Here is a 24,521-nt window from a genome sequence, read left to right as displayed (position 1 = left end):
GAATTTTGCCTGGGGCTGCGTTGCTCCTCGGTCACAGCCCCACTGGCGGGGGATGCTCGCTCGTCGCGCCTTGCCCCAGGCCAAATTGGGCGCAACGAACGTGAGCGTATTTACGAAACGGACCACTTAGCGATGACGAACCCGTGGTGCGGGCTTACGCGGCCCGCGCCCTGGGAGAGTTCGGCCCGGCGGCCAAATCCGCCTTGCCGGATCTGGAAAGCGCCTTGCGTTCGGAGGAACTTCAGCTTCATGCCATGGCCATGGCGGAGGCGATCAAGAAAATTGCTCCGCAGCGGCTCGAAGAAATCGAAAACGAACAGCAACGCGCTTCCCGGTAGGGCGAAGCGTCCTCGCTGAGCCGATCAACCTTCGGACACTGCCTTATGGGATTGTTTCCTTTCAGAGTTTGCGGAATAGTCGCCGAGGCATTGCCAGCCGAATGAACGTCACCCAGTTTCAAGGCCTGGAATCTCGTGCGATCCAGCCGGCGAACGCAGTCTTCAGCTTCTATGCGAAATAGAATCCTCATCCCCTCAAACATGCTCCTGGCCGCTGCTTGCATCATGGTGCTTGCTGTCTCTTCCGTCCGAGCTGCGGAAGCGCCACCGAAACCGATCTTCCCGGATGTGGTCCCCGTCTGTTCGTGTGAAAACCTGACCAAAGTCTCCATTCCGAACACAACCATCGATTCGGCAACCCTCGACCCCACGGATGGCTCGTGTCGCGTCACAGCCACGGTCACGCATCCGCCGTCGGGCGACCGCGTCAAGGTCTGGATTGGATTGCCCGTAAAGAATTGGAACGGACGCTTTCGCGGAAACGGCGGCGGCGGGTTTTCGGGCGGGAACCCCGGCAGCTTGCGAGACCCGTTGCGCCAGGGTTTTGCCGCCGGCGCGACCGACACCGGCCACGAGGGCGGCAGCGGGAGCTTCGCGCTCGATGGCAACGGTCGTTTCAACTGGCAGGCGATCATCGAACTGGGTGAGGATGTCGCCGAGGACGTCCTCGGTGTCGGGCGCGGTCCAGACCCAGGCGGCGAGCGTGAAGTCGCCTCGGCCGAGGTTCAGGGAATCGCTGGGCGGAATCTCGACGTGGCTGCCGCGGCCGTCGAACCGGCCTTCGGCCGGGCCTGCGCCGTGAACAACGCCCTGATGACCGTGGCCGGAATGGTCGCGCGCATCACCGCGTAACGACCAGTAGCCGACCAGATCTCGGGTCAGCTCATTCCGCGAGTCCTTTCGTGACGGGGCCGGTGTTGAGCAGCCGCCGCCCAAGGCCAGACGAACCTTTATCACTCAGTCCACCCTCGCCCTGGGCGGCCTGGGGACTTGGTCAGCTTCTTGCGCGTGCGGCTCTCGGACAGCGCTTCCACCCGCTCGGCAATGAGGCAGTCTTCAAGGATCTCGTAGTTACTCGAAGAAAAATTGCTGTTGAAACTCAATCTCAAGTAGTGTTCATTACGGCCAGTGAAGCCGAACGCGTTGAAAGCGGACCGCCCTTGGGTCGATCTCTGCGAAGCCAGAGTGGGCAGCAAACTGCGCGTCCGCGACCTCAAGAGCCATCCTGCCGTCTGCCAGCGCTTGCGAGAAATGGGCTTCTGTGAATTCGCCGAAATCCACAAGGTGGCTGACAACGGCGCTCTGATTTGCCAGGTTTGCGGCGCGCGGGTCGCCTTGAGCCGGAGCCTGGGGAAACAGATTATCGTGGAGCCCGTCGCCGCGGCCAAGGCTTGACCGGGCTTTCCTCCCATGAGTTCCGTGCATCTTCTGTCCGAGTTGTCGGCCGGGACACAAGCGGAGATTCGAGGTTTCCATCCGGAATGCAAAGAGGTCAAACGTCTCCGCGAAATGGGGCTGTTGCCCGGCACGAAGGTGAAGCTCATCCGGTGGGCGCCGCTGGGCGACCCTCTGGAGATCCGAATCCGCGGCTACAATCTTTCCCTCCGCAAACACGAGGCCGAGCACGTGGAGGTCGTCGTGGCCGCTCCATCCTAAGTGGTCCAGCCCGTCGTCCGAGTTCCTGGAACGCGCATCGAGATCCTTGTCCCCCAAGTAACCCATTTAACAATTCAACTCCTTTAACCCTTGGCGCGGTTGTAACGTTCTAACGCCTTAACGACTTTGACCGCACTCCACGCATGAGCACTTTGGTCGCCGCACCGACGCAAGAAAGAACTCTGACGTTCGTCCTGGTCGGCAATCCGAATTGCGGGAAATCCACGCTCTTCAATGCGATCACGGGCATGCGCCAGAAGGTCGGGAATTATCCAGGCGTAACGGTCGAAAAGAAGGTCGGCGAATTCTTCTCCCTGCACGGGCGGCCTATGCAGATCATCGATCTGCCGGGGGCCTACAGTTTGTCGCCGCGCTCGCCGGACGAAGCCATCACCCGGGACGTGCTCCTGGGCAGACTGGCCGACACCCCGCGCCCGGACCGGATCGTCTGCGTGGTCGATGCCAGCAACCTCGAAAGAAATCTGTTCCTGGTCACGCAGATCCTGGATCTGGGTGTCACCACCATTCTGGCTTTGAACATGATCGACCTGGCCGAAACCAAGGGCATTTCGATCGACGCGGCGGCGTTGTCCCGGGAATTGGGAGTCCCGGTTATCTCCTGCCAGGCACACAAGAAGGTCGGTCTCACCGAACTTCGCCAGGCGATGAGCAAGGAACATCCGCCGCTGCCGTCGCGCCGCTGGAGGCTCGCACCGCCCATGGGGAAAGCCGTGAACGAGTTGAGCGCGCGCCTGGCTGAGGAACGCGGATCTGAATCCTCCCAGTTGTTCGCGGAAGCTTTGTTCACTCTGGTTGGAGAAAAGGCGGGCCGTGATTCCGAGCCGCCCCCGGCCGTGCGCGAACTGGCGCAAACTCTGCGGCGCGACCTGGAACAGCAAGGCCTCGATTGCCACGAGGCCATCGTCGCCGCCCGGTATCAATACGCGCAGAACGTCTGCGAACGCGTGGTCCGAACCGGACAGGTGTCCGAGGAGGATCCTTCGGACAAACTGGACGCGGTCCTGACGCATCCGGTTTGGGGCTGGGTGATTTTTCTCGGACTGATGTCCGTCATGTTCTTCTCTATCTTCACTCTGGCGACTTACCCGATGGATTGGGTGGAGGGAGGATTTCGGGCGCTGGCGAACGCGGTGAAGCAAGCGATGCCGGCCGGGGATCTTCGGGATTTGATCACCGACGGGATGATTGCGGGAGTCGGGGGAGTTTTGGTGTTCCTGCCGCAGATTTTGATTCTGTTTTTCTTCATCGGACTGTTGGAAGACACGGGGTATATGGCGCGGGCGGCGTTCATCATGGACCGCATCATGAGCCGCGTCGGCCTGCACGGGAAATCGTTCATTCCCCTCCTCAGTTCCTACGCCTGCGCGATCCCCGGCATCATGGCCACGCGCACGATCGAGAACCCGAAAGACCGGTTGGTGACCATTCTGGTCGCGCCGCTCATGAGCTGCTCGGCGCGCTTGCCGGTCTATACCTTGATGATTGCGACGCTGCTGCCGGCCAAAACCGTTCCCGCGCTGCAAAAGGCCGGCATCATGATGGCGTTGTATGTCGTCGGGACCGCAACGGCGTTCTTCTTTGCCTGGCTGTTTAAGAAGACGATCATGCACAGCGAGACTCCGGTGCTAATCATGGAACTGCCCCCGTACCGGCGGCCGTCTCTTCGCGCCGTGGCCATGCAAATGATCCATCGCTCCAAACTGTTCGTGAAACGCGCGGGCACGGTGATTCTGGGCCTCTCGGTTCTGCTCTGGTTTTTGGCGGCCTACCCGAAAGTCGATGGCGAGGATGCGTCGGCGCAACTCGCGCGAAGTTTCGCAGGGAAAGCCGGCCACGCTCTCGAACCGCTCATCAAGCCGCTGGGGTTCGACTGGAAGATCGGCATCGGTTTGATCGGATCGTTTGCCGCGCGGGAAGTCTTCGTGAGCACGATGTCGGTGGTTTACAACGTGGAACAAACCGACGAGGCGTCCGTGCCGCTGCGGGAGGCTATGTTGCAGGAGAAATGGCCCGACGGCTCTCCCGTGTTCACGCCGCTCGTGTGCGTCACGCTCATGGTCTTCTATGTCCTGGCCATGCAATGCATCAGCACCGTGGTGGTCGTCCGGCGCGAGACCAACGGTTGGCGCTGGCCGCTCTTTCAAATCGCATACATGACCGGGACCGCCTACGTGGCGTGCTTGCTCGTTTATCAAGTCGGGAGGATGTTAGGCTTCTGAAATCATGAGCGCAGATTGGCAAACCTGGGCTGCCCTGGCGGTGGTGGTTGGGACCGCAGTCATCATGGCTTATCGCGTCTTCTTGAAGAAGAAAACCGGCTGCGGTTCCGATTGCGGATGCGGTTCGTTGAAATCCAAGGCGAGCGTTTCGGGGAAGAGTTCCGATGAATCCAACAGGACTGTCCCTCGGCAACTTTGAGCTGACGAAGAACCCCTTCGCCGCGTCGCTCCCTCTGGAAGTCTCAGTATGGACTGCTTCCATGACCTCGAACGGTTCCCCGGCAGGGCGAGTCCGTCCCGGCGAGCCGTGTCTGACTTGTTGAGAACACGATGGAGGCGGCTCGCTGGGGACAGGCTCGCCCTGCCGAACTCAAACTGAGAATTGCTGCCTGCGGCGGGACGTGCGTTGACACTCCTGGCGACTCACCTTACGGTTTGGTCGCTATGAATGCCCTTCATTCTTCGCTGATCGAGTTGATCCGGCGCACTTCGGCGGAGATTCCGGACGACGTGCAAAAAGCCATCCTGAACGCGCTGGACCAGGAGAAGAAAGGGACCATTGCCGAGTCCGCGCTCAAAATCATCGAGCGCAACGTTCAGATGGCCAAACAGAAGTCCCAGCCGATTTGCCAGGACACCGGCAGCATTCTCTTTTACGTCGATGGCCCCGCGGGCCTCGACCAGATTGCGTTTGAAGAAACAGCCCGGAACGCGGTTCGGGAAGCGACCAAGAAAGGGTATCTCCGCCAGAATTCCGTCGATTCGCTCACCGGGGTGAACGACGGCACCAATGTGGGGCCCGGTTCGCCCACACTTCATTTTCATCAGAACCAGTCCGCCGACGTCCACGTCCGTTTGATTCTGAAGGGCGGAGGGTGCGAGAACGTGGGCGCTCAATACTCGCTCCCGAACGAGAAACTCAAAGCGGATCGCGATTTGAAAGGCTGCCGAAAAGTGATTCTGGACGCGGTGCTGCAGGCGCAGGGCAAAGGCTGCGGGCCGGGCATCCTGGGCGTGTGCATCGGGGGCGACCGCGCGACGAGCTACGAATTCTCCAAGCAACAGTTTCTCCGGCGGTTGGAAGATCGGAATCCCAACGTCGAACTGGACGGACTGGAGCAGGACATCCTCCAGACGGCCAACCAACTGGGCATCGGGCCGATGGGCTTTGGCGGGAAGACCACGCTCCTGGGAGTCAAAATCTGCGCGGCGAATCGTCTGCCGGCGTCGTTTTTCGTGAGTGTGAGTTACATGTGCTGGGCGTATCGCCGGCAGGGCGCGTCGCTGGACAGCCAGGGCGAAATTGTGAAATGGCTTTATTAGTTCTCAGACCGTGGAGGTTCGCGAAAGTGTTTTGGTCAACGGTAGGGCGAGTCCGTCCCGGCGAGCCGTGTCTGACGTGTTAGGAACACGTTGGAGGCGGCTCGCTGGGGACAGGCTCGCCCCACCGACCGGTTCATGGGAAGCACTAATTGAATCTCGAACGAAACGTTCGCTGCGCTTCAAGTTATGATTCCAATACCAGTTCCGATCAGTGAGGAGAAGATTCGTTCCCTGAAAGTCGGCGATTCGGTGGCGATCTCCGGCGTCGTGTTCACGGGCCGGGATGCGGTCCACAAGTTTCTCCATCAAGGCGGCAAACTTCCACCGGGCGTCTCGTTCCCGGGCGGGATTCTGTACCACTGCGGGCCGGTAGTGATCAAAGACGAGCAAGGCCGCTGGAAAGTGACCGCTGCGGGGCCGACCACGTCGATCCGCGAGGAACCGTATCAGGCGCAGATCATCCGCGACTTCGGGTTGCGGGGGATCATCGGCAAAGGCGGGATGGGGGATCGCACGGCGGCGGCGTGCAAGGAACACGGCTGCGTTTATTTCCACGGCGTGGGCGGCGCGGCCCAGGTGCTGGCGGAATGCGTCAAAGCCGTGCGCAACGTGTATTTCTTGAAAGAATTCGGTTCGCCGGAGGCCATTTGGGAACTCGAGGTCGAGAATTTCCCCGCCGTGGTCACGATGGACGCCCACGGGAATTCGCTGCACAAGGAAGTCTTTGAAGCCAGCCAGGCGGAACTCGCCAAGCACGTTTGACGCCTTTGCCGGTCAAAGGGCTAATCACCTACAGCCCACCGCAGCGATTCATTCCATGAACCATGACCAAACTCTGGATGCATATGCTAGCCCACCGACGGACGTGCCGCAGGCGCTGCTTTTCAGATTCTGCAAAGTTGCAACCGATCCAGTCAGCCAGTACATTGTTCGCAGCCGGTCCGCCGGACCAATCGCGCGATGATGGCACCCCTCGTCAACTTGGAAGAGAAGCCCGGCAAAGTCGTGGGCAAAATTCCTCGGCGTTCGCCGGCCGCATTCCTGGAACGCATGGCGGCGCAGTTTCAGGCGATGGGGCTGACACTGCCCTACCCCAAGGGCGTGTATCGATTCAAAACGTTCGAGGAAGCTGACGCATGGGAGATGAAGCATCGAGTGGCGGCGGCCGTGAAACGCCTCCGCGACCGCCCACGATGACGGATCTGGCGCGTCTCTGCGCCGAGTTCAACCGCCTGGGCGCGCGCTACGTCGTCGTTGGCGGATTGGCCATTATTCAGGCGGGTTACTCTCGAACCACCGAGGATATTGACTTCCTGGTTGAGACCACTCCCGAAAACGAGGCGCGCATCATCGAAGCCTTGCTCATTCTTCCCGATAAAGCCGCCCGCGAACTCACACCCGGCGAGATCGGACAATACGGTGTCGTCCGAGTGGGTGATGAAGTGCTGGTGGACCTGATGAAGAGTGGCTGCGGTGTGACCTACGCCGAGGCGGTTCAAGACGCAACCATCGTCCAGGTTGAAGGCGTGCCTATTCCCTTCGCCTCCCCTCGGACGCTTTGGCGGATGAAACAGACCCTCCGTGCTAAAGATGTTCCCGACCGGCTCTACCTCCGTGAACTGCTCCGTGCGCAAGGCATCCCGACTGAGCCCGCCGAGCCGCCCGCTCCTGAAAATCCAGTTATCCGATGGTGGCAAAAGGGGCTGGACTGGTGGCGAAGCCACCGTGCTTCGTGAGCGAGCGCCCGCTTCCGTCCGAAAACTACCCGCGAGGTTCTGGATGATCTTCCTTGAGCTGGAGAATTTCGCCGCGAACATCGACGGTGATTTTCTTGGACAAGTCCCCGTTGGCCACGGCGATGGTCACTTCGGCGATGTTGCGGACTTGCGCCGTCAAGTTGCTCGCCATGGAGTTGACGTTGTCCGTGAGGTCTTTCCAGGTGCCGGCGACACCGGACACTTGGGCCTGGCCGCCGAGCTTGCCTTCGGTGCCGACTTGCCGGGCCACGCGCGTCACTTCGGAAGTGAACACGCCGAGCTGACCGATCATCGTGTTCACCGAGTCCGACTAACAAAGCATGTACCAGCAGCAATCGGATTGGCATCGGGGATTCATCGAATTTTTAGTCCGGCATTCCCCCATGCATTCCTGGAAATCGCACCCCAAAATTTTTCGAACCGTGGATTTGCCGTCGATCCGGATCTCCGGAAATCCCGCTTTCCCAGTCCCTCCAACGCTTGCTATGCTCCCGCTGCTCCATGAGCAGCGAAACCTCAACCTGGAAGAAGCTGCGCCGCTGGCTCACGGCTTTCGGGTCGAGCCGGAACTCGCGCAGGAATTGCTCGAACGCGTCCTTTACTGGACGCATGGCCATCCGTACCTGACGCAGCGCCTTTGCCGGGCGGCCGCGGAAGCCAACGCTGCCGGGCAAACCGCCAAGCCACGCATCACCAACCGCCGGGGCATTGACCGCCTTTGCGAGGATTTCTTTCTCTCGAACCGCGCCCGCGAACGCGACGACAATCTTTTGTTCGTCCGCGAATGGCTGCTCCGCAGCGAAGGCGATCTGGCGGCGCGGCTCGACCTCTACGACCGCATCCGGAACCACGAATCCGTGCCGGACGACGAGAACAATCCTTGCGTCACTTCGCTGCGGCTTTCCGGAATCACCCGCGCGGAGAAGGGCGGCCTGCGCGTGCGGAACCGGATTTACGAGCGCGTCTTCGATCACGACTGGGTGATGGCGAACCTGCCCGTCTTGCGCGCGTCCGGCGCGACGGCCATTGCGGTGCTCCCGTTTGCCGAGGCCAGCGGAGATCCGCAAAACGAATACTGGACCGACGGCCTGACGGAGGAACTGATCAATGCCCTGGGCCAGATCCAAGGTCTCTCCGTCGCGTCGCGGACCTCCTGCTTTCAGTTCAAGGGGAAGCAGGAAAACCTCCGCGAGATCGCGGCAAAACTCCAAATCGAAGTCATTCTCGTCGGCGCGGTCCAACGGCACGGCGACCGCGTCCGCATCTCGGTGGAACTGGTCAGCTTGAAGGATGGGTACCGTCTCTGGTCGGAGACGTTCATGTATCCCGCGCGGGACCTCACGGAGATCCAGGACGAAATCAGCGGCGCGATCGTCAATCGCTTGCGGTTCGGACAACGCGAACTCACGGACCTTTACCGCAGCAAACCGCCGACGGAGAATCTCGAAGCCTACAATCTTTACCTCAAGGGACGTTACCTCTGGAACAAGCGCCAGGACGAGCCGCTGAAGCGCAGCGTGACGTTATTCGAGGAAGCCGTCCGCCTCGATCCTCGGTTCGCCCTGGCGCACGCCGGCCTGGCCGATGCTTACAATTTGCTTGGGACTTATAGTTTTCTCCTCCCCAACGAGGCGTATCCCAAGGCCAAGGCGGCCGGACTGAGAGCGCTGGAACTCGACGAGGCGCTGGCTCAGCCGCACGCGACCCTCGGCTGCATCTCGGCCATCTACGATTGGGATTGGGGGCAAGCCGAGGCCGAATTCAAGCGGGCCATTGAATTGAATCCGAGCTACGCCACGGCGCACCAATGGTACGCGATCAACTGCCTCACTCCGTTGGGCCGGCACGAGGAAGCCATCAGCGAACTTCGCCAGGCGCAGGCCGTCGATCCCCTTTCCCTCGGCGTTCAAGCCAGTCTGGCGCTCGCGTTTTATTATGCGCGGCGATTCGACGAAGCCGTGCGGCAAAGCCGCCTCACCCTGGAAATGGAGGAGAATTTCGGGCTGACGCATCTGTTTCTGGCGTGGACGCATCTTCAGAAATCCCAGCCGGAGGCAGCGATTCTCGAGTGCGAGCGAGCCTGCCAGATCGGAAAGAACGATCCAGTCGCGCTGGCCGCTCTGGGCCAGGCTCACGCCCTGGCCGGTCACAAGGCCGAGGCGAATCGTCTGCTGGACGAGCTCGTGGCCTTGGCTCAGACCCGTTATGTGCCGGCCAGCGAAGTGGCGATTCTGTGGTTGGGCCTCGGCCAGACGGAATCGGCGCTGCAATGGCTGAGGCGCGCCCTGGAGGAAAAGGCGCTCCGGCTGATCTATCTGAAAGTGGAGCCGCGTTTCGACGAACTTCGGGGCCAGCCGGGCTTCGCGGAGATTCTACGAAGGGTTGGTCTGCATTCTGACTAATAACTGCTTCAGTATTCCCACTGCCACAGCCAGCCAGTCATCGATCACGCCCGGCAAATGCCGCGGATGCCGGGGCGGAAAGCCGTAGTGGCGGCCTGGAGATTTCGTTCTCCGGAAAACCCGGCGCCTTCGGCGTTGAGGCGCGTGAGCGTTGGCGAGGTCGCGCTGCCGAAGTCCAGATTGGCGCCGGTCGTGTAATCGTTTTGCCCGGCGGCATTGAACGACGCGAGCGCGCGGAAGCCGCCATTCGCGCTCGGCGCGGCCACGACAAAAAGCGTGGCCTCGCTGAAAGATCTGCCCAGGCCCGTGGCGGCAAGGAAATCGTTCGTGCCGTCGAAAAAAGCTTCGCGCCGTCGAAGTCCTGGCGGAAGCGCGGGCGCGCTTCAAGCGCGGGCTGCGCGAGGTGACTTCGATTCCCCGATCCGTCCAGGAAATAATCCGGGGCATCGCGCCAAGACTGAAGCGGAGGGAGGGCGAGCGTCCCTCGCGCCGCGTTCTGGCGCGAGACATCGAGCCACAGCGCCAGCCCATTCGTCATGGCCAGTCGCGTGTCGGCCCACGCCTCGGTTGCACGCGCGATCAAGCTCGTTGAAAGAACCGCGAACACGGAGGCAAGACAGGCGCATCGACTGAAGATCACGCGCCGGACCCTAGCTAGCACGCCCGGACGCCGAGCCTCAAGCGGAGACGCTTCTGCGCAGCCCCGCCACGCCAGGCAACGAATCGATGCTTGCCGCTCGATTCTCCATTTCGCATGCTGGCCGCCGCGATGGCCGAGCGGATGATTTCAGACGTGCTGAGCAAACCGGATGCGGCGTTGGAAATGACGCTGCGGCCTTCCCTTTTCTCCGAGTTCACGGGTCAGCCCAAAGTGAAGGAGCGTCTGGAAATCGCCGTCACCGCCGCCAAACAACGGCGCGAAGCCATCGACCACATCCTGCTGAGCGGGCCGCCCGGTCTCGGCAAGACCACCCTTGCTTACATCATCGCGAAAGCGATGGGCACCAATGTGAAGGCCACCAGCGGCCCGACGATCGAGAAGGCCGCCGACCTGGCAGGGTTGCTGACGAATCTCGAAGAAGGCGACGTGTTGTTCATCGACGAAATTCATCGCCTGCAAAAGACGATCGAAGAATACCTCTATCCCGCCATGGAGGATTTCAAACTCGACATCATCATCGATCAAGGGCCCAACGCCCGGAGCGTCCGCCTGAATCTGCCGCGGTTCACGCTCATCGGCGCCACGACCCGGAGCGGCTTGCTGACCGCGCCGTTGTTGACGCGTTTCGCAGTGCGCGAACGGCTGGATTATTACGTGGCGGAGGATTTGCAGAAAATCGTCGTGCGCTCCGCGCGGCTCTTGAACGTGGAAACCGATCCGAATGGCGCGACGGAAATCGCGCGCCGAAGCCGCGGCACGCCGCGCATTGCGAACAATCTGCTCCGCCGCGTGCGCGATTACGCGCAGGTCAAAAGTGACGGTCGCATCACGGCCGCCGTCGCGGACCAGGCGCTGGCGATGCTTGAAATCGACCAGAACGGCCTCGACGAAATGGACAAACGCATCCTCGAAACCATCATCGTGAAATTTGGCGGCGGTCCCGTCGGGCTCGGTTCGCTCGCGGTGGCCGTCGGAGAAGAGCCGGACACCATCGAGGAAGTCTATGAGCCGTATCTGATCATGGAAGGCTACCTCATGCGCACGGCTCAAGGCCGCGTGGCGACGGAGTTGAGTTACAAGAAACTGCGCCTCCAGCCTGCCAAAGGCAATCAGCCGAGCTTGCTCTGACGCGGCGTCAACTGATTCCCTTGGAATTGGGGGAGCCCACGCGCCCTCGGGTGAGCCGACCGGCGCCCTCGCCGGTCGTCGCGTCGAACAAACCATCTCATCAAAGGTCGCTTTTTCAGACGGAAGACTGAACTCGGCGAGGGCGCCGACTTCAGCACGCGAGGGCGCGTGCGGTCCCCATCCGACCTGAATCATTCCAGCTTCATCGTGACCGTGTTTGGTTTTTCAGATCCTGGTAGCTGATCAACTGAATTCCTTTTTCCCGGATGAATTCCCGGACGCGGGGATGGGTCCAGGTGTCGGTCACGCCCTGGCGGTCGGCGGCCACGTTTTCGTAACCGACATGATGAATGGCTCGCACTTCGGCGGTGTCGAGGCCGGGGTGATCGACGAACAGGTAGGTTTTCCCCGGTTGCAGACTTTCAAGCATCTTCAGGAAGCTCTGCAGTTTGTCCTCGGAGGTTTTGGACGGCCCCTGGTAGCGCACGTTGGTCACGCCCAACTCCGCCGGGTCGATGTCGATGTGATATTCCTTGGCCAGTTTCTTCGCCAGCGCCCGCACTTCAGGGCTGAGCGCGCTACAGCCCATGTGATGCGACAGGTGGCTGATGCGCGGAATCTTTTTCAGAGCCAGTTCAATCTGGGCGCGGAACTCCTTCTCGACGTCCTCGATCTTCCAGGGGTTTTCCGCGAGCGCGCGTCCGGGATAATTCTTGTTTGGGAAAATCATGGGATAGAAGTAGCCGTCCGCATCGCGCAGGCTGGGGCAATCCGAGACGGGGCGCCATTTCACGTTGTCCCATTCGCTGCTCAGAGCGAGATGAATGCCGACATCGGCGGTCGGAATCTCCGCCAGCATTTTCACGGCTTCCGGAAACCACGGCGAGGGCACGATCACTTCGATGGAAGTCACGATGCCTTCCTGGAAGCATTTCAAAATCGCTTCATTGCCGGCGTGAGAATAACCCATGTCATCCCCGCGCACGATCAATCGGGGCGGCGCGGTTTGGGCAAAGGTGGAACTGGCAAGAAGAAACAGGAGCAAGAATTTCATGGCAAGCGAGACGTTACGCGTGCCCAAACGCGCGTCAACGCCCTTCGCGTGCCCTACGCTTCAGAAATATCAACCTCGGATGGCGCGACGCGGAAGCCGCAACCACATTAACCACGGATGACAGATCACACGGATGGGGAACATCCACATTTTCAGCTTGGCAGGGCCGAAGGTCTTCCCACAACCTGCGTCTCATCGCATGCGCCTCGCCTCTCGTGCTGCCTGGATCCGGTTGAGCGCGCTGTCCTTCGTGCTGGGCCTCCTGGTATTCTGGGGCTGGTTCAAAATGATCCGAATGCCCGGACACAGCTTTGGCGGGCCGTGGACGCCACTTTCGGCCGACGAAGCGGCTTTGCAGGACAAGCTCCGACGCGATGTGGAATTTCTGGCCGGCAAGATTGGTGACCGCAATCTCATCGCTTACACCCAGCTCAACGCCGCCGCGGATTTTATTGAGAAGGAATTTTCTCAAAGCGGACTCACCGTGAATCGCCTTGGTTTCGAGGTCCAGGGCAAGACCTGTCTTAACCTCGAAGCGGAAATGCGCGGACGAACCCGCGCCGGCGAAATCGTGGTCGTCGGTGCGCACTACGACACGGTGCTGGGGTGCCCGGGCGCGAACGACAACGGCAGCGGCGTCGCCGCGGTGCTTGCCCTGGCCCGCTCCTTTTCAACGAACCCGCCGGCGCGGACCCTTCGTTTCATGGCGTTCGTGAATGAAGAGCCGCCTCACTTCCAAACCGCAACCATGGGCAGCCGTGTCTATGCGAAACACTGTCGGGTGCGAAACGACAACGTCGTCGCCATGCTCAGCCTGGAAACGATCGGCTATTACACGGACGCCGCCAGCAGCCAGAAGTATCCGTTTCCGGTGGGACTTTTTTATCCTTCGAGCGGCAATTTCATCGCGTTCGTCGGGGACACCTCGTCCGCCAGCCTCGTGCGCGAATGCGTCGCGCTGTTCCGCGGCGGCGCGAAGTTTCCTTCGGAGGGCGCGGCGCTCGTGTCCTGGCTGCCCGGCATTGGCTGGTCCGATCACTGGGCGTTCTGGCAGGAAGGTTATCCGGCGTTGATGGTCACGGATACCGCGCCGTTCCGCTACCCGCATTACCACACGGAGAACGACACACCGGACAAACTCAGTTACGACCGCATGGCGCGAGTCGTGGCGGGGCTTCAAACGGTGATCGCCGGACTGGTGAATCCTTAGCTTAGCTTGAACCCATGAAAGATCACGAGGTCCGGGAGCAACTGCGCTTGAGTCTGCAAGATGGCCGACTGGAACGTTCGGAACGCGACGCGCTTCGACAGTGGCTGGAGGAGACGGCGCCCGACGGCCCGAAACGCGCCGTGTACCAGAGCATGGCGTTCGATCTGGCCCGTGAAGCCCTCGAACACAACACGGTCCCCCATTATTCCACGCTGAACTGGCTCGAACGCATCGTCAAGGTGCTCACGCCGCTGGCGTCCGCCGGAACGATCCAGACCGTGGCGGAGGCCTGTTTCAGTCCGCAACACGACTGCGCGGGGCGGATTGCCCAACTCCTCGACAACGCCCGTCGTTCGGTCAAAGTGTGCGTCTTCACGATCACAGACAACCGGATCGCCGAAGCCATGCTGCGGTCGCACCGGCGCGGAGTCCGGCTTCGGGTGATCACGGACGACGACAAACAGCACGATCCCGGTTCCGACATCCAACGGCTTTCGCAAGCGGGGATTGCGGTGCGGGCGGACTGCACCGAGTACCACATGCACCACAAGTTCGCGGTCTTCGACGGCACGCTGCTCCTGACCGGCAGCTACAATTGGACGCGCGCCGCCGCGCTTCACAACGAGGAAAACTTCCTTCTGACGAGCGATCCCCGCCTCCTCCAGCCCTTCCGTGAACTGTTCGAGAAACTCTGGAGTGAATTCAGCGCGCGGCATTAGGCTAACTTCCAGCTCACGCTCCGAGCGCTCGATCGCAAAGCGCAAAGAATTTCTCGAGGTCGCCCGGGCGGGTGTGGACGTGGGCGGAGAGCCGGATTTCGCGTCCGCCGAGGAACACGATCTGGTTCTTCTTGAGCGCGTCGAGCACGGGCTGCACGCTCTCCGTTTTGAAACGAATCTTCGCCATGGCCTGATAGAAACGCGGATCATCCGAACTGACCACTTCGAGATAACTGCGTTGCTTTGCCAGACGAATCGCCAGGCTCGCGAGTTGTTGGAGGCGGGCGTAAATGTTTTCCGGGCCAAGCTGCTTCAGGAACCGCACGCCCGCCATCATGCCATCAAAGATGGCGCGATTGTTGGTCCCAACCATCATGAAGCGCGCGGCCTTGAGCTGTTCCTTGTCGTCCCAGCGGCTCGAGACAATGGACGGCCAGAGCCGGTCCAGGGCGCCGTCTCGACCGTAGAGAAAGCCGCAGCCCGCCGGCGCGAACATCCATTTGTGCGGACTGCCCGCGAAGTAATCGCAGCCCAGATCACGCAGGTTCACGGGAATCTGGCCGTTCATATGCGCGCCATCCACCACGCTGATCACGCGCTTTTCGCGCGCCGCGGAACAAAGCTGCTTCACCGGGAGCACCAAACCCGTCGTGGTTGTGATGCCGCTGAAGCTGAGAACGCGCGTTCGTGGGCCGATGGCCGAAATCAGCCGATCGGCGATTTCGCCCGGATCACGCGGCGTGACGGGAATCTCGACCAGGCGCACGCGAATCCCGCGGCGCTTTTCCTGCACTCGCCAGCACATGGTGCCGCCGGCGTGTTCCTGGTTGGTCAGTAGGATCTCGTCCCCCGGCTCCAAATCGAGGCCGTTGGCGATGGCGCACATCGCTTCGGTGCAGTTGTGCGTGAAAGCCAGTTCGTCCTTGCGGCAGCCCAGGAACTCAGCCATCTCCTCCCGCTCCGTGTCGAGCGTTTCGTAGCCCCACCGCGGCGCGTCGTCCATCTCCAGCGCCGCGGCGCGTTCCAGGTAATCCGTCATGGCCCGAAGAACCGGTCGCGGCGTCACGCCCAGGCTGCCGTTGTTGAGAAACAGCCGGTCGTCGGGAAGAAGAAACTGCTCGCGGCGAAGGAGAGTCCAGTAAGTCTCCGGGGCGCGCCGAAGAAGCTCGGCGCTCGGCAGCGCGGCGGTCTGGGCGAGGATCTCCCGCGCCGGCTCCGACAACAGCGCGGCGCCAAAAGCCAGACGGCTGAGGGCATGGCGGCGATTCATGGTTGGGTTGTGTTCTGAATTCATTTCAGCACGCCTTTCAAGTGAACCCAGTTTTGGGGTGACTCTATTTCTGGGTGGCTGGATTTGCCGGATTCACCGAACCATCATTCGATGATCGCCCCGCAAAGGGAAGCCTGATTTTGGCGATCCCGCCGTCTTGTCCAGGGAAAGCTTCGACGGCTCGGTCTTGTCCGGTTGTAGCGCAGATTTTCAATCTGCAGCGTAGAGCAGGCTTTCCAGCCTGTTGGTTCGGGCGACTTCGCAGTCGGACGGTCCGACTGCGGGCTGGAAAGCCCGCAGAACCCGCAGCCTGGAAAGGCTGCGCTACCGCCGCCTCCGATGTTCCATGATGCCAGCGCGCAACTTTTTCTTAAACAAGCCGCCACCGCGGCGTTGACTGGGCGGTCCGTTCCTTTGGAAGAGATGAGCGGTCGCCCGATCGCGACGGTATTGCCGCTGCACGCGCGAGATTTCTTGAACGCGCTGCCGACCCTTCCCAGCCTCGATCAAACGAGCAGAGAGCCTGGATCCCTGCTGCGACCCCAACGCGGTCTGGCGGATTACTTTTCCGGAACCTGGCTCGTGCCGCGATGAAGTTCTGGCCGGAATTCAATCTTCACACCTGGAGGAAGCGGCCCACACCGTCACGAGCGGCAGTGAGATCGAAGAAGAACTCCGCGCTCTATTGGCTGCGTGACGGTGCAGCAGAGTTCTCAGATTTCGACTTCAACCGTGTCGCCGGTTACGCGCACGTTGTACTTCGCGACGCCTTCTTCGGAAGGAGGCGCCGTCACTTCGCCCGTCCGGAGCTTGAATCGAGCACCGTGCCACGGGCACTCGACTTCTTCACCCTCGACCGCGCCTTCGCTCAGCGAAGCACCCGCGTGCGGACAGGTGTCGTCAATGGCGAGGAATTCGCTGCCGAGATTGAACACGGCGATGCGTTTGCCTTCGGCCTCGACACATTTGCCGGATCCGACGGCGATCTCCGATTTCTTGGCGACGGCTATAAATTTTGGCATGGCGCGCTCTTTCTTTGCCCCGGAATTTATTCGGGGAGAAATGGATCAGCAACGCTTTTCGCAATCTGCAAGAAGCGTAATCCTCAGTAAAGGTGGAGCAAGGCTCCGGCCGAGCTTTTCCTCGATGGCACTGGCTGGGCAGGAGTCTCGCCGCACCGTCCTTAATCGTCGCTCCGTCGCGCTACTGGCGTCACAAAAAAGGCTTGAGTTCAGGGCCTCTTCCGCCTAGAAATTGCCCCAACAAGGAGCCCGATCATTCCGGTCGAAGCTCCCAAACAAGTGAGGTTTGTCCTATGAAAAAACTGGTCTTCGCTATCGGCGTCATCACGTTTGCCGCATTCAAAACCCAGGCCCAACTCATCTGGGTCAATGAATTCCACTATGACAATTCGGGCACGGACACAGGCGAGTTCTTTGAAATCGCGGCGCCGTCCAGTTTGACGGATTTGGCGTCGGTGACCTTGACGTTGTATCGGGGAAGCGACGGGACGAGTTACGGAAGCCACAAGCTCAGCACGTTCAGCGTCGGCTCAACCGCCGGGAACTACACGCTCTATTCGAAGAACATCAGCGGCATTCAAAATGGCGCGCCGGATGGTTTTGCGTTGGATCAGTCGGGGAGCGTTCTGCAATTCTTGAGCTATGAAGGTGCGTTCCAAGCCAGTGGAGGCGTGGCGAGCGGACTCACCTCCACCGACATCGGGGTCGCAGAATCCAGCAGCACGGCGTCCGGCGCCTCGCTTGGCTTGACCGGCACCGGCCATCTCTATGGCGAATTTCAATGGACGACCTTCACGGATGATTCCCCCGGCGGGGGCAATTCCGGGCAGACTTTCAGCGCCGTGCCGGAGCCAGGTGAATACGCGCTGTTTGCCGGTCTGGGCTTGCTGATCTTTGCCGTCTTTCGCCGACGCTGGGCCGCCGGCTGAGCCGTAAGTATTCAGGTCCGATGGGGACCCCACGCGCCTGCGTGGAGTGGTCACTACTGCTTGGTCCGCGGGATGGACGACAAAGCTCGTAGCGCAGAGTTGCACTCTGCCGTATCGCAGAATTGTATTCTGCGGGGCGTCTCCCAGTCCGAGCCCGCTGGGACTTGCCGGCGCCCTGCCGATTGGAAATCGGCGATACCGCAGATGGAAAATCTGCGCTACGGGTCTCCGGTCGATCTGTCGTCAATCCCACGGTCTGCACAGTAAATGGGTGAGTGTTTGAACCTTTTCTCGCCGCCTGCATTCTACTGGGTGTAAATGGCTGGAGTGACTTGCGAATCACCACTGCCGGTGAGAGAAGCCAGAGCCGGGGAACCGGACGTCTGGGATGCTCTCTTCAAGCGCTACCAGTTGCCGCTCTATGTCTATGTCTTCGATCTCGTCCGCGACGAACAAGCGAGCCTGGATCTCGTCCAGGAAACATTCGTCAACGCCGCGCGGCACATCGAACGGCTGCGGGAGGATGAGAAATTTGGCGCGTGGCTCTTCGGCATCGCGCATCAGAAATGCCTTCAACATTGGAGGAAACGCAGGCCCGAGGATCCACTCGACGAAACCCACTTGGAACATTGGGCGGAGGAAGACCTCACCCCGGAGCAATGGCTCATCCGGAAAGAACAGGAGGAGGAGTTTGTGAACCTTCTGGAGCATCTCCCCTGGCCGCAGCGTTCCGTGCTCGTGCTCCATTTCCTCGAGGAATTCTCGCTGGAGGAAATCGCCGGCATTTGCGGCCTGGCGGAAAGCCCTTCGAAAACTCGTCCTCGAAGTACCATGAAAACGCCCCGAGAAATTCTGTTGAAACGCCACGCGCCGGCGCAAACGCGGCTTGACGCGATCCGAGAACAGGTCGTCAAAGAACAGTTTATGCCCGGCTCCGCCCCGGAACGCGCCGACATGCTCGAATCCCCATCCGAGATCCGTCCGAGGAACGAACTGTGGGGGGAACTCGGCCGGCAAGTGTGGCGCGAGTTGATTTGGCCTTGCCGACGCGCCTGGTGCAGTTTGGGCGCGGTCTGGGTGGCGATTCTGACCCTGAATTCCTTAACGACTGAACCTGATCCGGCATCGAATCGCGACTCCCTTCTCCAAGTCCAGTCTTTGCTCAGGTTCATGCGGGAACAGCATCGCCTGGCCGCTGAACTCAGCGAGTCTTTTCCAACATCGGCTGCGGCTGAACCCTCGCTCGTGCCTGGTCCAAGGAGTGACCGGTCATTTCCCGAGCCGAATGCATCGAACGTATTCCAGGGGAGCGCACGCGCCTCGCGTGCTGTGGTTGGCGCCCTCGCCAACCACAACTGTGCCATCGAACAAGCGCCATTGAGTGAATTTCCGACGCGCCCTGCCGACCGGCGAGGCGCCGGTCGGAACACGCGGGGCGCGTGTGCTCCCCTTCAAGCGTGAATCGACCGAATTATCGAGTCGGCCCTAACCTCACTTTGTTATGAACGCGTCTCCCGAAGAACCCTCTCCGGCGAACCGCTCCTGGATTCTGCGCTTCGCACGTTGGCTCTTGAGTTGGCGAATTCTTCGCCGCTTCCTCGTGGCCGCCGCGAGCGTTGTGACCGTGATCGCTCTGATCTACGTCGAGGAGAATTGGCGCGGCAAAAGCGCGTGGGAGAAATTCAAACGCGAGTGGGAAGCCAAAGGCGAACGCTTCGATCTGGCTTCGTTCGTTCCCAAGCCGATGCCGCCGGAACAGAATTTTTTTGCCACGCCGTTCTGGGCCTCACTCGACTACGAGCGAAACCCGCAAACCCAAGAGGTCAAATGGAAAGATACCAATGGGTGGCAACGGACTCAACAGTTGGACATCTATGGCCCCCGCCAGCCCCAAGTCACGTTGCCGTCCTTGGGAACAATGCACCGCCGAGAACTCACGGATCTCCGTGAGTGGCAGCAGTATTATCGCGCCAACACCAACTTTCCTTCCGCACCGCAGCCGCAAGAACCGGCCCAAGACGTCCTCCTCGCTTTGGGCAAATTTGACCGAGTGCTGGCCGAATTGAGTGACGCGAGCCGCCGGCCCTACGCGCATTTTCCAGTCCATTACGGAGAAGGGTTCGACGCGTTGCTTCCGCATCTCGCGGCGCTAAAAGGGCTGAGCCAGGCGCTGCGGCTGCGCTCGATCGCGTTTCTGAGCGCCAATCAACCGGACGAGGCGCTGAATGATATCAAACTGGGTCTTCGCCTCTCTCAAGCTTCCCAAGCCGAACCTCTTCTCATCTCTTACCTGGTCCAGATCGCCATCAACCAGATTATGCTGAACTCCGTCTGGGAAGGCCTGGCGCTGCATCGCTGGAACGAAGCCCAGCTTGCCGAACTTCAGCGCGCGTTGGAATCGATGGATCTGCTGGCCGATTACTTGCGCGCGATGCGCGGCGAACGCGCCTTCAGCAACGATCTGATGGACAAGTTGCGCCGAGGCCGATACCCGGCTTCAGCGCCGGCTCCTGATGAAGCCGGACCGGCGGACATCACGCGCGTAACGGCCTGGGCGCCGAGCGGATTCGTTTACCAGAATCAACTTCACATCAACCGCCTTCATCAGGAGAGGACGCTGCGGGTGATCGACGCCTCCGAGCACCGCGCCTATCCCGAACGAGCACGGGAGATGGAGGATCCTCCAGAACTCCGGAAAACGACGCCTTACAATATTCTCGCCCGACTGTTGTTTCCGGCTCTCACCAAGACCGCCATCAAGGCCGCGACCGCACAGGCCATGCTTGATCTGGCCACCGCGGCCTGCGCGCTGGAGCGGTATCGCCTGGCCAACGGCCAATTCCCGGACACCATACTGGCGCTGGTGCCGCGATTCCTCGCAAGGCCTCGCATGGACGTGATTGATGGCGAGCCTCTGAGGTATCAGCGAACGGCCGGCGGGCAGTTCATTCTCTACTCCATCGGCTGGAACGAAAAGGATGACGGTGGTGAGGTCGCGCTGACGAAAGGCAAGCCGCCGGGGCCGGACTTCACGCGGGGGGATTGGGTCTGGCGTTATCCTCCTAAATGAATGGTCGGAGCGACAGGATTTGAACCTGCGACGTCTTGGTCCCAAACCAAGTTTTCAGGGTTTTCGTCGTTGCTCATGGTTGCCTTTCTGTGCCATTTCTTGCCGCTACAGATACTCTGAATCGCCTGTGTTTGCAAGCTGTTTCTGGCATCTAGCGGCAACGATGGGAACAAAATCTTGTGCCAAATTGTGTCCGAACCTGCACTTGTGCCAATGTTGTGTCTGCCATCGGAAAGGCCGGAAATCTGTGCCAAACTGTGTCTGGGATTCTCCTTTGGCCGGCTCTGGAAACGCTGTTCTGAAGCCAACTGTGAGCGAAAGCGGGGTGTCGTAGCAGAACTCGTCCCGCCGCGTACGATCAGGCTTCGACTGGCCGCCCAGCGCGTCCGCTCGAATTCCTCAACGCCCCAACGGTAATCCATCCCCAAATCGCAACGTGCTAAACCGGGGGGTATCGCGGGGCTGCCGGCCCCCGCCGGCCCGATTACGAGGATGCGTCCATGCGCGACTCACGGCCTCGTTTCAGTCTCACCGGGGCACCAGGGACGCCGCTTTCGTTCCCCTCCGGTTGTGAATGAGTTTCTCTCGACCACTGCCACCCGGATACAAGGTTCTGCGCCCGATACGATACATGCTTCTGCCGAAGTTGCCCGATCAACCTGTGGCGCCACGTCAGATTCCCACTCGGCGACGCCGCAGACCCGGGCTTCTGTGCTGCGGGCTTCTCTCCCAGAAACTCCAGAAACCACGGCAGTCCCGCGCGCCACTGATTCAACTGCCACGCCGGTGGATTCCGCGTCCGCCGCAACTCCCGATCAAATTCATTCGCCAAGTCCCGGCCTGGCGGTGCCGAGGGTTGCCGTTTCCGGCCATAGCCCAGAAACCACCGGATGATGACGCGATGTTGGTGCTTTTCCTTTTCCGTGAACGGGGCTTCTGCCAGCGCCTGCTCCCAATCTGAGTTCTGCATTTGTCCCTCCTTGGTTGACTTCTGGATAACATCGGAGCCCGCATACTGCCAAGCCAATTCCTCGGCCGGCGCGCTCGCCCTCCCAAGCCGCCCCGTCCGACCCGGTCTCCCCGCTCAATCCGCCTGGCCGTCAGGCGGTTGACAGCGGCTGAGCTTGCGTCCACATTCACCCTTGAACTCCAGAAGGAAGTCAAAATGCAGCCGATCACAGGGTCGAAGCCCGCCGACAAAACCAGAAGTCAAACCGCCCGTTTTGGCCTCGACCGCCCCGAATTGGTAGTAACTGACTTCCACACAATTAAATAGTTCGGTAAACGGATTCGCGCGTCACTAACGAGTCATGAGCACGTCAACATTGGATTCACGGCTGTCAATCCACTTATACCAGCCGACCTTGGAAGGCGTATCGACCCAATTTGCGCTGGTTCGCTTCGCGCTGCAGAAACTGTCCAAGGCGAGGATAAAAAAGTTCTATCATGCTCGTGTGGACGCTATGGAAGCAGGTCTTGCTGCGTATTTGCGGCGACTCGATCCGGAAACAATGCCAGGAGGTCACGAATTCGCGAAGGTTAAGGATGGTGCGGATGCTGTCCTCCGGCATTCGCGCAAGGATGCTTCCAAGCAATCTAGACCTAGCGACGCACGGTTTAAGAAGGAGTTGTCAGAAGATCGTCTGAACCAGAGCGAGCTTCTCCTGCTGGTGGCCCACTTCGAGTCATTCTTGAAGGAGATTCACCGCACTTTCTTGCTTGCAGACCCAGTAAGAGTATTCGGGAAGAGCGAGAAGGAAGTGAAGCTGAATGAGATATTCCCCTCCGACGCGCATCCGGCACCCCCGTTCGACAAATTCCTGAACGAAACAGTCATCAGAGAGATTAAGAAACTCGACTCTCAGCGGATTGAGCAAAAGGCCGATTACTTCCAGAAGCACTTTGGCGTTGTGTTCGGAACCGACGATGACATGAAAGACCTCAAGAGCCTGCTGGAAATGCGCAACCAGATATCCCACGAAATCTACAAGCGCCCAGCGGAGAGTCTTGAGCAGATATCCGATCAGCATATTGTGTCAGAGCAGATGCTCGGAAAGGCCCGCTGGCTGTTTTATGAGGTGCCTCGGCGCTGCATCGAGGTGGGCGCTCGGGACTACCCGGCACATTTTCGGTCGATCAATGTCACCGGGGCATGATCGGACACCGAACCAGGCGCTGGAGCCGAACCGCCGCTGAGCGCCTCGATTTTGATACGGACGGATTTATGAACATCACCGGACAAAACCTGATCTCGTTTCCTGCGGCGGTCGCTCAGCTTGGTCGTTAGGCCGACTCGCACGCCATGAAAACTCAGTTTCTTCACGAGCACCACAATCGGCAGGACAAGGCACGTAAGCCCGATTATCGCGGTGAGATGATTGAACGCGGACGCTCTGAGCCATCGAACATCACTGAGCGGCTGAACGCGAAAGTTGAAATCAAGAAGGACACAGTGCGCCGATGGCGCAAGCAGAGATTCTTTTACGGTGGTCGAGTTCTCAAACTCGGATGGCCTCTTGAGCATTTTGCGAAGGTGAACGCTCTGCCTCCGGCAGAGCCGAGCACCAAAAAGGCATACGATGCCATCAGGGCCGTAGCGGAGCGAGACATGGAGAGAATTACGACCGCCATCATGAAAACGGGAACAGTTCGATACAGACGATTGTTCGGTTCACTGACTATTCCTTACGTCGAGTGGGAGTGCGACGGCATCGAGTGTGGCGAAATCAAGAAGTAGGAGACAGAGCATGAGCACAAACCGCCGGCCTAACCATGCGCAGCGAACCCGGCCATCGCGTCGCGGTTGCAATCCGACGCTCTCGTGGGCCGGGTCGCTGAGCTTGGGTCGTTAGGTGCTGATGAGTTTTCGCCATGAAAAGAAAAGGCCAATCATGGAAAAAGGGGATGAGCCGCAAGGAGGCTGATGCCGAAAAATTCCGAAAGTTCCTTGAGAGACGCGGACTCAATCCAAAGAGAAAGAGGGTATGGGTCCAAATTGTGCCCGGTGGCGCTCCCGGGCTCGGCAAAAAGGCTTAGTGGGCACCTAACTAACTAACACGAGAAAGGAATGTAGAGAACGCGGGAGGAGGCCAATCGAGGGTTAGCCCCAAAACGTTTGCATGACTGATACGGAAAGGCAGCAAGAGACGTAACGGCAAACATGAACATCTGGCTTCGTCTGATCACGCAATGCTCGAACCGATCTCGTCTGTGGAAAACGCGACTCAAATCGATCCAAGCGTGGCGCGACAAAGTGAGAGGGCTTGGGACGACGAGCTTAGGATCGGCATTACCCGATACCGGGACGTAGGGGACGTTTAGTGGAGCCTCTCCCTCGACCAAAGGTCCTCGGCCAAGGAGTTCTTCTCCGGGGACTCTTCCAGGTCGTCCCACTTCATCACTCGGCTGGGGTCCCTCTGGACGGCTTGTAGGAATGACTGGAGGCCCACTAGCTGGCGGGATAGGGACTTGCGGTCCTTGAAGTGGTCCCGTCTGAGGAAGACCGGGTACGTTTCCAGGTGATCGAGGAGGTATCGGCCTTCGGACACCGCCGCCGGGAGGTCTTCCTTGGCCTTCGCCAGCCAGTGCTGGACTACGGCCTCCGCTAGTCGGTCCGCCAGATTCTCCTGTTGATCGTCGTTGAGCTTCATCGATTTTTGTCTCCAGCGATTCCCATGTTTCAAACACCGGCGGAGGCGAGATCCACGGACGGGCGAGACCGCCTTCCGCTGGGGTCAATGTA

At 60.1% G+C, this 24,521-nt stretch carries 22 protein-coding genes and 2 pseudogenes; 18 read left to right on the top strand and 6 right to left on the bottom strand.

All coding sequences use genetic code 11. From position 1 onward, the window contains the following. Positions 1 to 143: 143 nt before the first annotated feature. From FJ398_11260 to FJ398_11220, 9 genes and pseudogenes are all read left to right on the top strand, one after another. Positions 144 to 338, top strand: a complete 195-nt coding sequence (locus tag FJ398_11260) for a hypothetical protein (GenBank protein MBM3838521.1) — start codon at positions 144 to 146, stop codon at positions 336 to 338. Positions 339 to 509: 171 nt separating this feature from the next. Then, positions 510 to 1,190, top strand: a complete 681-nt coding sequence (locus tag FJ398_11255; GenBank protein ID MBM3838520.1) for a tannase/feruloyl esterase family alpha/beta hydrolase — start codon at positions 510 to 512, stop codon at positions 1,188 to 1,190. Between the two features lie 276 nt (positions 1,191 to 1,466). Continuing rightward, positions 1,467 to 1,733, top strand: a complete 267-nt coding sequence (locus FJ398_11250) for a ferrous iron transport protein A (GenBank protein ID MBM3838519.1) — start codon at positions 1,467 to 1,469, stop codon at positions 1,731 to 1,733. Between the two features lie 15 nt (positions 1,734 to 1,748). Continuing rightward, positions 1,749 to 1,994: a ferrous iron transport protein A gene (locus FJ398_11245; GenBank protein MBM3838518.1), complete on the top strand. Its 246-nt coding sequence runs from the start codon at positions 1,749 to 1,751 to the stop codon at positions 1,992 to 1,994. A gap of 143 nt (positions 1,995 to 2,137) precedes the next feature. Continuing rightward, positions 2,138 to 4,234 carry a ferrous iron transport protein B gene (gene feoB, locus FJ398_11240; protein ID MBM3838517.1) on the top strand — a complete coding sequence of 699 codons (2,097 nt, stop codon included), beginning with the start codon at positions 2,138 to 2,140 and terminating at the stop codon, positions 4,232 to 4,234. Between the two features lie 4 nt (positions 4,235 to 4,238). Further along, positions 4,239 to 4,433, top strand: coding sequence for a FeoB-associated Cys-rich membrane protein (locus FJ398_11235; GenBank protein MBM3838516.1), 195 nt, complete (start codon positions 4,239 to 4,241; stop codon positions 4,431 to 4,433). Positions 4,434 to 4,678: 245 nt separating this feature from the next. Beyond that, a pseudogene (locus FJ398_11230) lies at positions 4,679 to 6,319 on the top strand (fumarate hydratase). 198 nt (positions 6,320 to 6,517) lie between these two features. Then, on the top strand, positions 6,518 to 6,754 hold the full coding sequence (locus FJ398_11225; GenBank protein ID MBM3838515.1) for a hypothetical protein: 237 nt from the start codon (positions 6,518 to 6,520) through the stop codon (positions 6,752 to 6,754). Next, on the top strand, positions 6,751 to 7,293 hold the full coding sequence (locus tag FJ398_11220) for a hypothetical protein (GenBank protein ID MBM3838514.1): 543 nt from the start codon (positions 6,751 to 6,753) through the stop codon (positions 7,291 to 7,293). The genes FJ398_11225 and FJ398_11220 overlap by 4 nt, the downstream gene beginning before the upstream one ends. 49 nt (positions 7,294 to 7,342) lie before the next feature. Here FJ398_11220 and FJ398_11215 read toward each other — a convergent pair. Continuing rightward, positions 7,343 to 7,621 (bottom strand): annotated as a pseudogene (locus FJ398_11215) (hypothetical protein). 13 nt (positions 7,622 to 7,634) lie between these two features. Between FJ398_11215 and FJ398_11210 the strand changes: the two are divergent. Further along, complete coding sequence (locus FJ398_11210) at positions 7,635 to 9,716, top strand: tetratricopeptide repeat protein (GenBank protein MBM3838513.1); 2,082 nt, start codon at positions 7,635 to 7,637, stop codon at positions 9,714 to 9,716. 44 nt (positions 9,717 to 9,760) lie between these two features. Here the strand turns inward: FJ398_11210 and FJ398_11205 are convergent, their stop codons facing one another. After that, on the bottom strand, positions 9,761 to 9,982 hold the full coding sequence (locus FJ398_11205) for a hypothetical protein (GenBank protein ID MBM3838512.1): 222 nt from the start codon (positions 9,980 to 9,982) through the stop codon (positions 9,761 to 9,763). Positions 9,983 to 10,485: 503 nt separating this feature from the next. On the opposite strand from FJ398_11205, the gene ruvB reads away from it, so the two are divergent. Next, positions 10,486 to 11,505, top strand: a complete 1,020-nt coding sequence (gene ruvB / locus FJ398_11200; protein MBM3838511.1) for a Holliday junction branch migration DNA helicase RuvB — start codon at positions 10,486 to 10,488, stop codon at positions 11,503 to 11,505. A 202-nt stretch (positions 11,506 to 11,707) separates the two neighbouring features. Here the strand turns inward: ruvB and FJ398_11195 are convergent, their stop codons facing one another. Beyond that, complete coding sequence (locus tag FJ398_11195; GenBank protein ID MBM3838510.1) at positions 11,708 to 12,559, bottom strand: ChbG/HpnK family deacetylase; 852 nt, start codon at positions 12,557 to 12,559, stop codon at positions 11,708 to 11,710. 199 nt (positions 12,560 to 12,758) lie between these two features. Between FJ398_11195 and FJ398_11190 the strand changes: the two genes are divergently transcribed. Further along, positions 12,759 to 13,769: a M28 family peptidase gene (locus FJ398_11190; GenBank protein MBM3838509.1), complete on the top strand. Its 1,011-nt coding sequence runs from the start codon at positions 12,759 to 12,761 to the stop codon at positions 13,767 to 13,769. A 14-nt stretch (positions 13,770 to 13,783) separates the two neighbouring features. Further along, entirely contained in the window at positions 13,784 to 14,488 is a 705-nt protein-coding gene (locus tag FJ398_11185; protein ID MBM3838508.1) for an endonuclease, read from the top strand. Positions 14,489 to 14,501: 13 nt separating this feature from the next. Here the strand turns inward: FJ398_11185 and FJ398_11180 are convergent, their stop codons facing one another. Together FJ398_11180 and FJ398_11175 are read right to left on the bottom strand one after the other, a co-directional pair. Then, positions 14,502 to 15,782, bottom strand: a complete 1,281-nt coding sequence (locus FJ398_11180; GenBank protein MBM3838507.1) for an aminotransferase class V-fold PLP-dependent enzyme — start codon at positions 15,780 to 15,782, stop codon at positions 14,502 to 14,504. Between the two features lie 689 nt (positions 15,783 to 16,471). Then, entirely contained in the window at positions 16,472 to 16,780 is a 309-nt protein-coding gene (locus tag FJ398_11175; GenBank protein ID MBM3838506.1) for a Rieske 2Fe-2S domain-containing protein, read from the bottom strand. Between the two features lie 293 nt (positions 16,781 to 17,073). Between FJ398_11175 and FJ398_11170 the strand changes: the two genes are divergently transcribed. The 5 genes from FJ398_11170 (at position 17,074) to FJ398_11150 (ending at position 23,516) form a co-directional block, all read left to right on the top strand. Further along, a complete protein-coding gene (locus tag FJ398_11170) occupies positions 17,074 to 17,709 on the top strand; it encodes a PEP-CTERM sorting domain-containing protein (protein MBM3838505.1) in 636 nt (211 codons plus the stop codon). Positions 17,710 to 18,027: 318 nt separating this feature from the next. Continuing rightward, entirely contained in the window at positions 18,028 to 19,170 is a 1,143-nt protein-coding gene (locus FJ398_11165) for a sigma-70 family RNA polymerase sigma factor (GenBank protein MBM3838504.1), read from the top strand. 40 nt (positions 19,171 to 19,210) lie between these two features. Continuing rightward, positions 19,211 to 20,779, top strand: a complete 1,569-nt coding sequence (locus FJ398_11160; GenBank protein ID MBM3838503.1) for a hypothetical protein — start codon at positions 19,211 to 19,213, stop codon at positions 20,777 to 20,779. A 1,310-nt stretch (positions 20,780 to 22,089) separates the two neighbouring features. Continuing rightward, positions 22,090 to 22,935, top strand: a complete 846-nt coding sequence (locus FJ398_11155; protein ID MBM3838502.1) for a hypothetical protein — start codon at positions 22,090 to 22,092, stop codon at positions 22,933 to 22,935. A gap of 146 nt (positions 22,936 to 23,081) precedes the next feature. Further along, the gene (locus FJ398_11150) at positions 23,082 to 23,516 is read left to right on the top strand and encodes a hypothetical protein (GenBank protein MBM3838501.1); all 435 of its coding nucleotides are present in this window, start codon (positions 23,082 to 23,084) and stop codon (positions 23,514 to 23,516) included. A gap of 580 nt (positions 23,517 to 24,096) precedes the next feature. Here FJ398_11150 and FJ398_11145 read toward each other — a convergent pair. Beyond that, positions 24,097 to 24,429 (bottom strand): hypothetical protein, encoded by a 333-nt coding sequence (locus FJ398_11145; protein ID MBM3838500.1) that lies wholly within the window; start codon positions 24,427 to 24,429, stop codon positions 24,097 to 24,099. Positions 24,430 to 24,521 lie beyond the last annotated feature (92 nt).

It is taken from the genome of Verrucomicrobiota bacterium, assembly GCA_016871535.1.
Classification (GTDB): domain Bacteria; phylum Verrucomicrobiota; class Verrucomicrobiia; order Limisphaerales; family SIBE01; genus VHCZ01.
Note: the sequence above shows the minus strand (reverse complement) of the source record. Positions and strands in the feature narration are given on the sequence as shown.

Bases quoted from the DNA above. Each gene is read 5' to 3' on its own strand.
- FJ398_11150 (MBM3838501.1), top strand. From the start codon at position 23,082: ATGAAAACTCAGTTTCTTCACGAGCACCACAATCGGCAGGACAAGGCA.
- feoB (MBM3838517.1), top strand. From the start codon at position 2,138: ATGAGCACTTTGGTCGCCGCACCGACGCAAGAAAGAACTCTGACGTTC.
- FJ398_11190 (MBM3838509.1), top strand. From the start codon at position 12,759: ATGCGCCTCGCCTCTCGTGCTGCCTGGATCCGGTTGAGCGCGCTGTCC.
- FJ398_11210 (MBM3838513.1), top strand. From the start codon at position 7,635: ATGTACCAGCAGCAATCGGATTGGCATCGGGGATTCATCGAATTTTTA.
- FJ398_11195 (MBM3838510.1), bottom strand. From the start codon at position 12,559: ATGAAATTCTTGCTCCTGTTTCTTCTTGCCAGTTCCACCTTTGCCCAA.
- FJ398_11225 (MBM3838515.1), top strand. From the start codon at position 6,518: ATGATGGCACCCCTCGTCAACTTGGAAGAGAAGCCCGGCAAAGTCGTG.
- FJ398_11220 (MBM3838514.1), top strand. From the start codon at position 6,751: ATGACGGATCTGGCGCGTCTCTGCGCCGAGTTCAACCGCCTGGGCGCG.
- FJ398_11155 (MBM3838502.1), top strand. From the start codon at position 22,090: ATGAGCACGTCAACATTGGATTCACGGCTGTCAATCCACTTATACCAG.
- FJ398_11245 (MBM3838518.1), top strand. From the start codon at position 1,749: ATGAGTTCCGTGCATCTTCTGTCCGAGTTGTCGGCCGGGACACAAGCG.
- FJ398_11160 (MBM3838503.1), top strand. From the start codon at position 19,211: ATGAACGCGTCTCCCGAAGAACCCTCTCCGGCGAACCGCTCCTGGATT.
- FJ398_11255 (MBM3838520.1), top strand. From the start codon at position 510: ATGCGAAATAGAATCCTCATCCCCTCAAACATGCTCCTGGCCGCTGCT.
- FJ398_11180 (MBM3838507.1), bottom strand. From the start codon at position 15,782: ATGAATTCAGAACACAACCCAACCATGAATCGCCGCCATGCCCTCAGC.
- ruvB (MBM3838511.1), top strand. From the start codon at position 10,486: ATGGCCGAGCGGATGATTTCAGACGTGCTGAGCAAACCGGATGCGGCG.
- FJ398_11185 (MBM3838508.1), top strand. From the start codon at position 13,784: ATGAAAGATCACGAGGTCCGGGAGCAACTGCGCTTGAGTCTGCAAGAT.
- FJ398_11145 (MBM3838500.1), bottom strand. From the start codon at position 24,429: ATGAAGCTCAACGACGATCAACAGGAGAATCTGGCGGACCGACTAGCG.
- FJ398_11165 (MBM3838504.1), top strand. From the start codon at position 18,028: ATGGCTGGAGTGACTTGCGAATCACCACTGCCGGTGAGAGAAGCCAGA.
- FJ398_11170 (MBM3838505.1), top strand. From the start codon at position 17,074: ATGAAAAAACTGGTCTTCGCTATCGGCGTCATCACGTTTGCCGCATTC.
- FJ398_11235 (MBM3838516.1), top strand. From the start codon at position 4,239: ATGAGCGCAGATTGGCAAACCTGGGCTGCCCTGGCGGTGGTGGTTGGG.
- FJ398_11175 (MBM3838506.1), bottom strand. From the start codon at position 16,780: ATGCCAAAATTTATAGCCGTCGCCAAGAAATCGGAGATCGCCGTCGGA.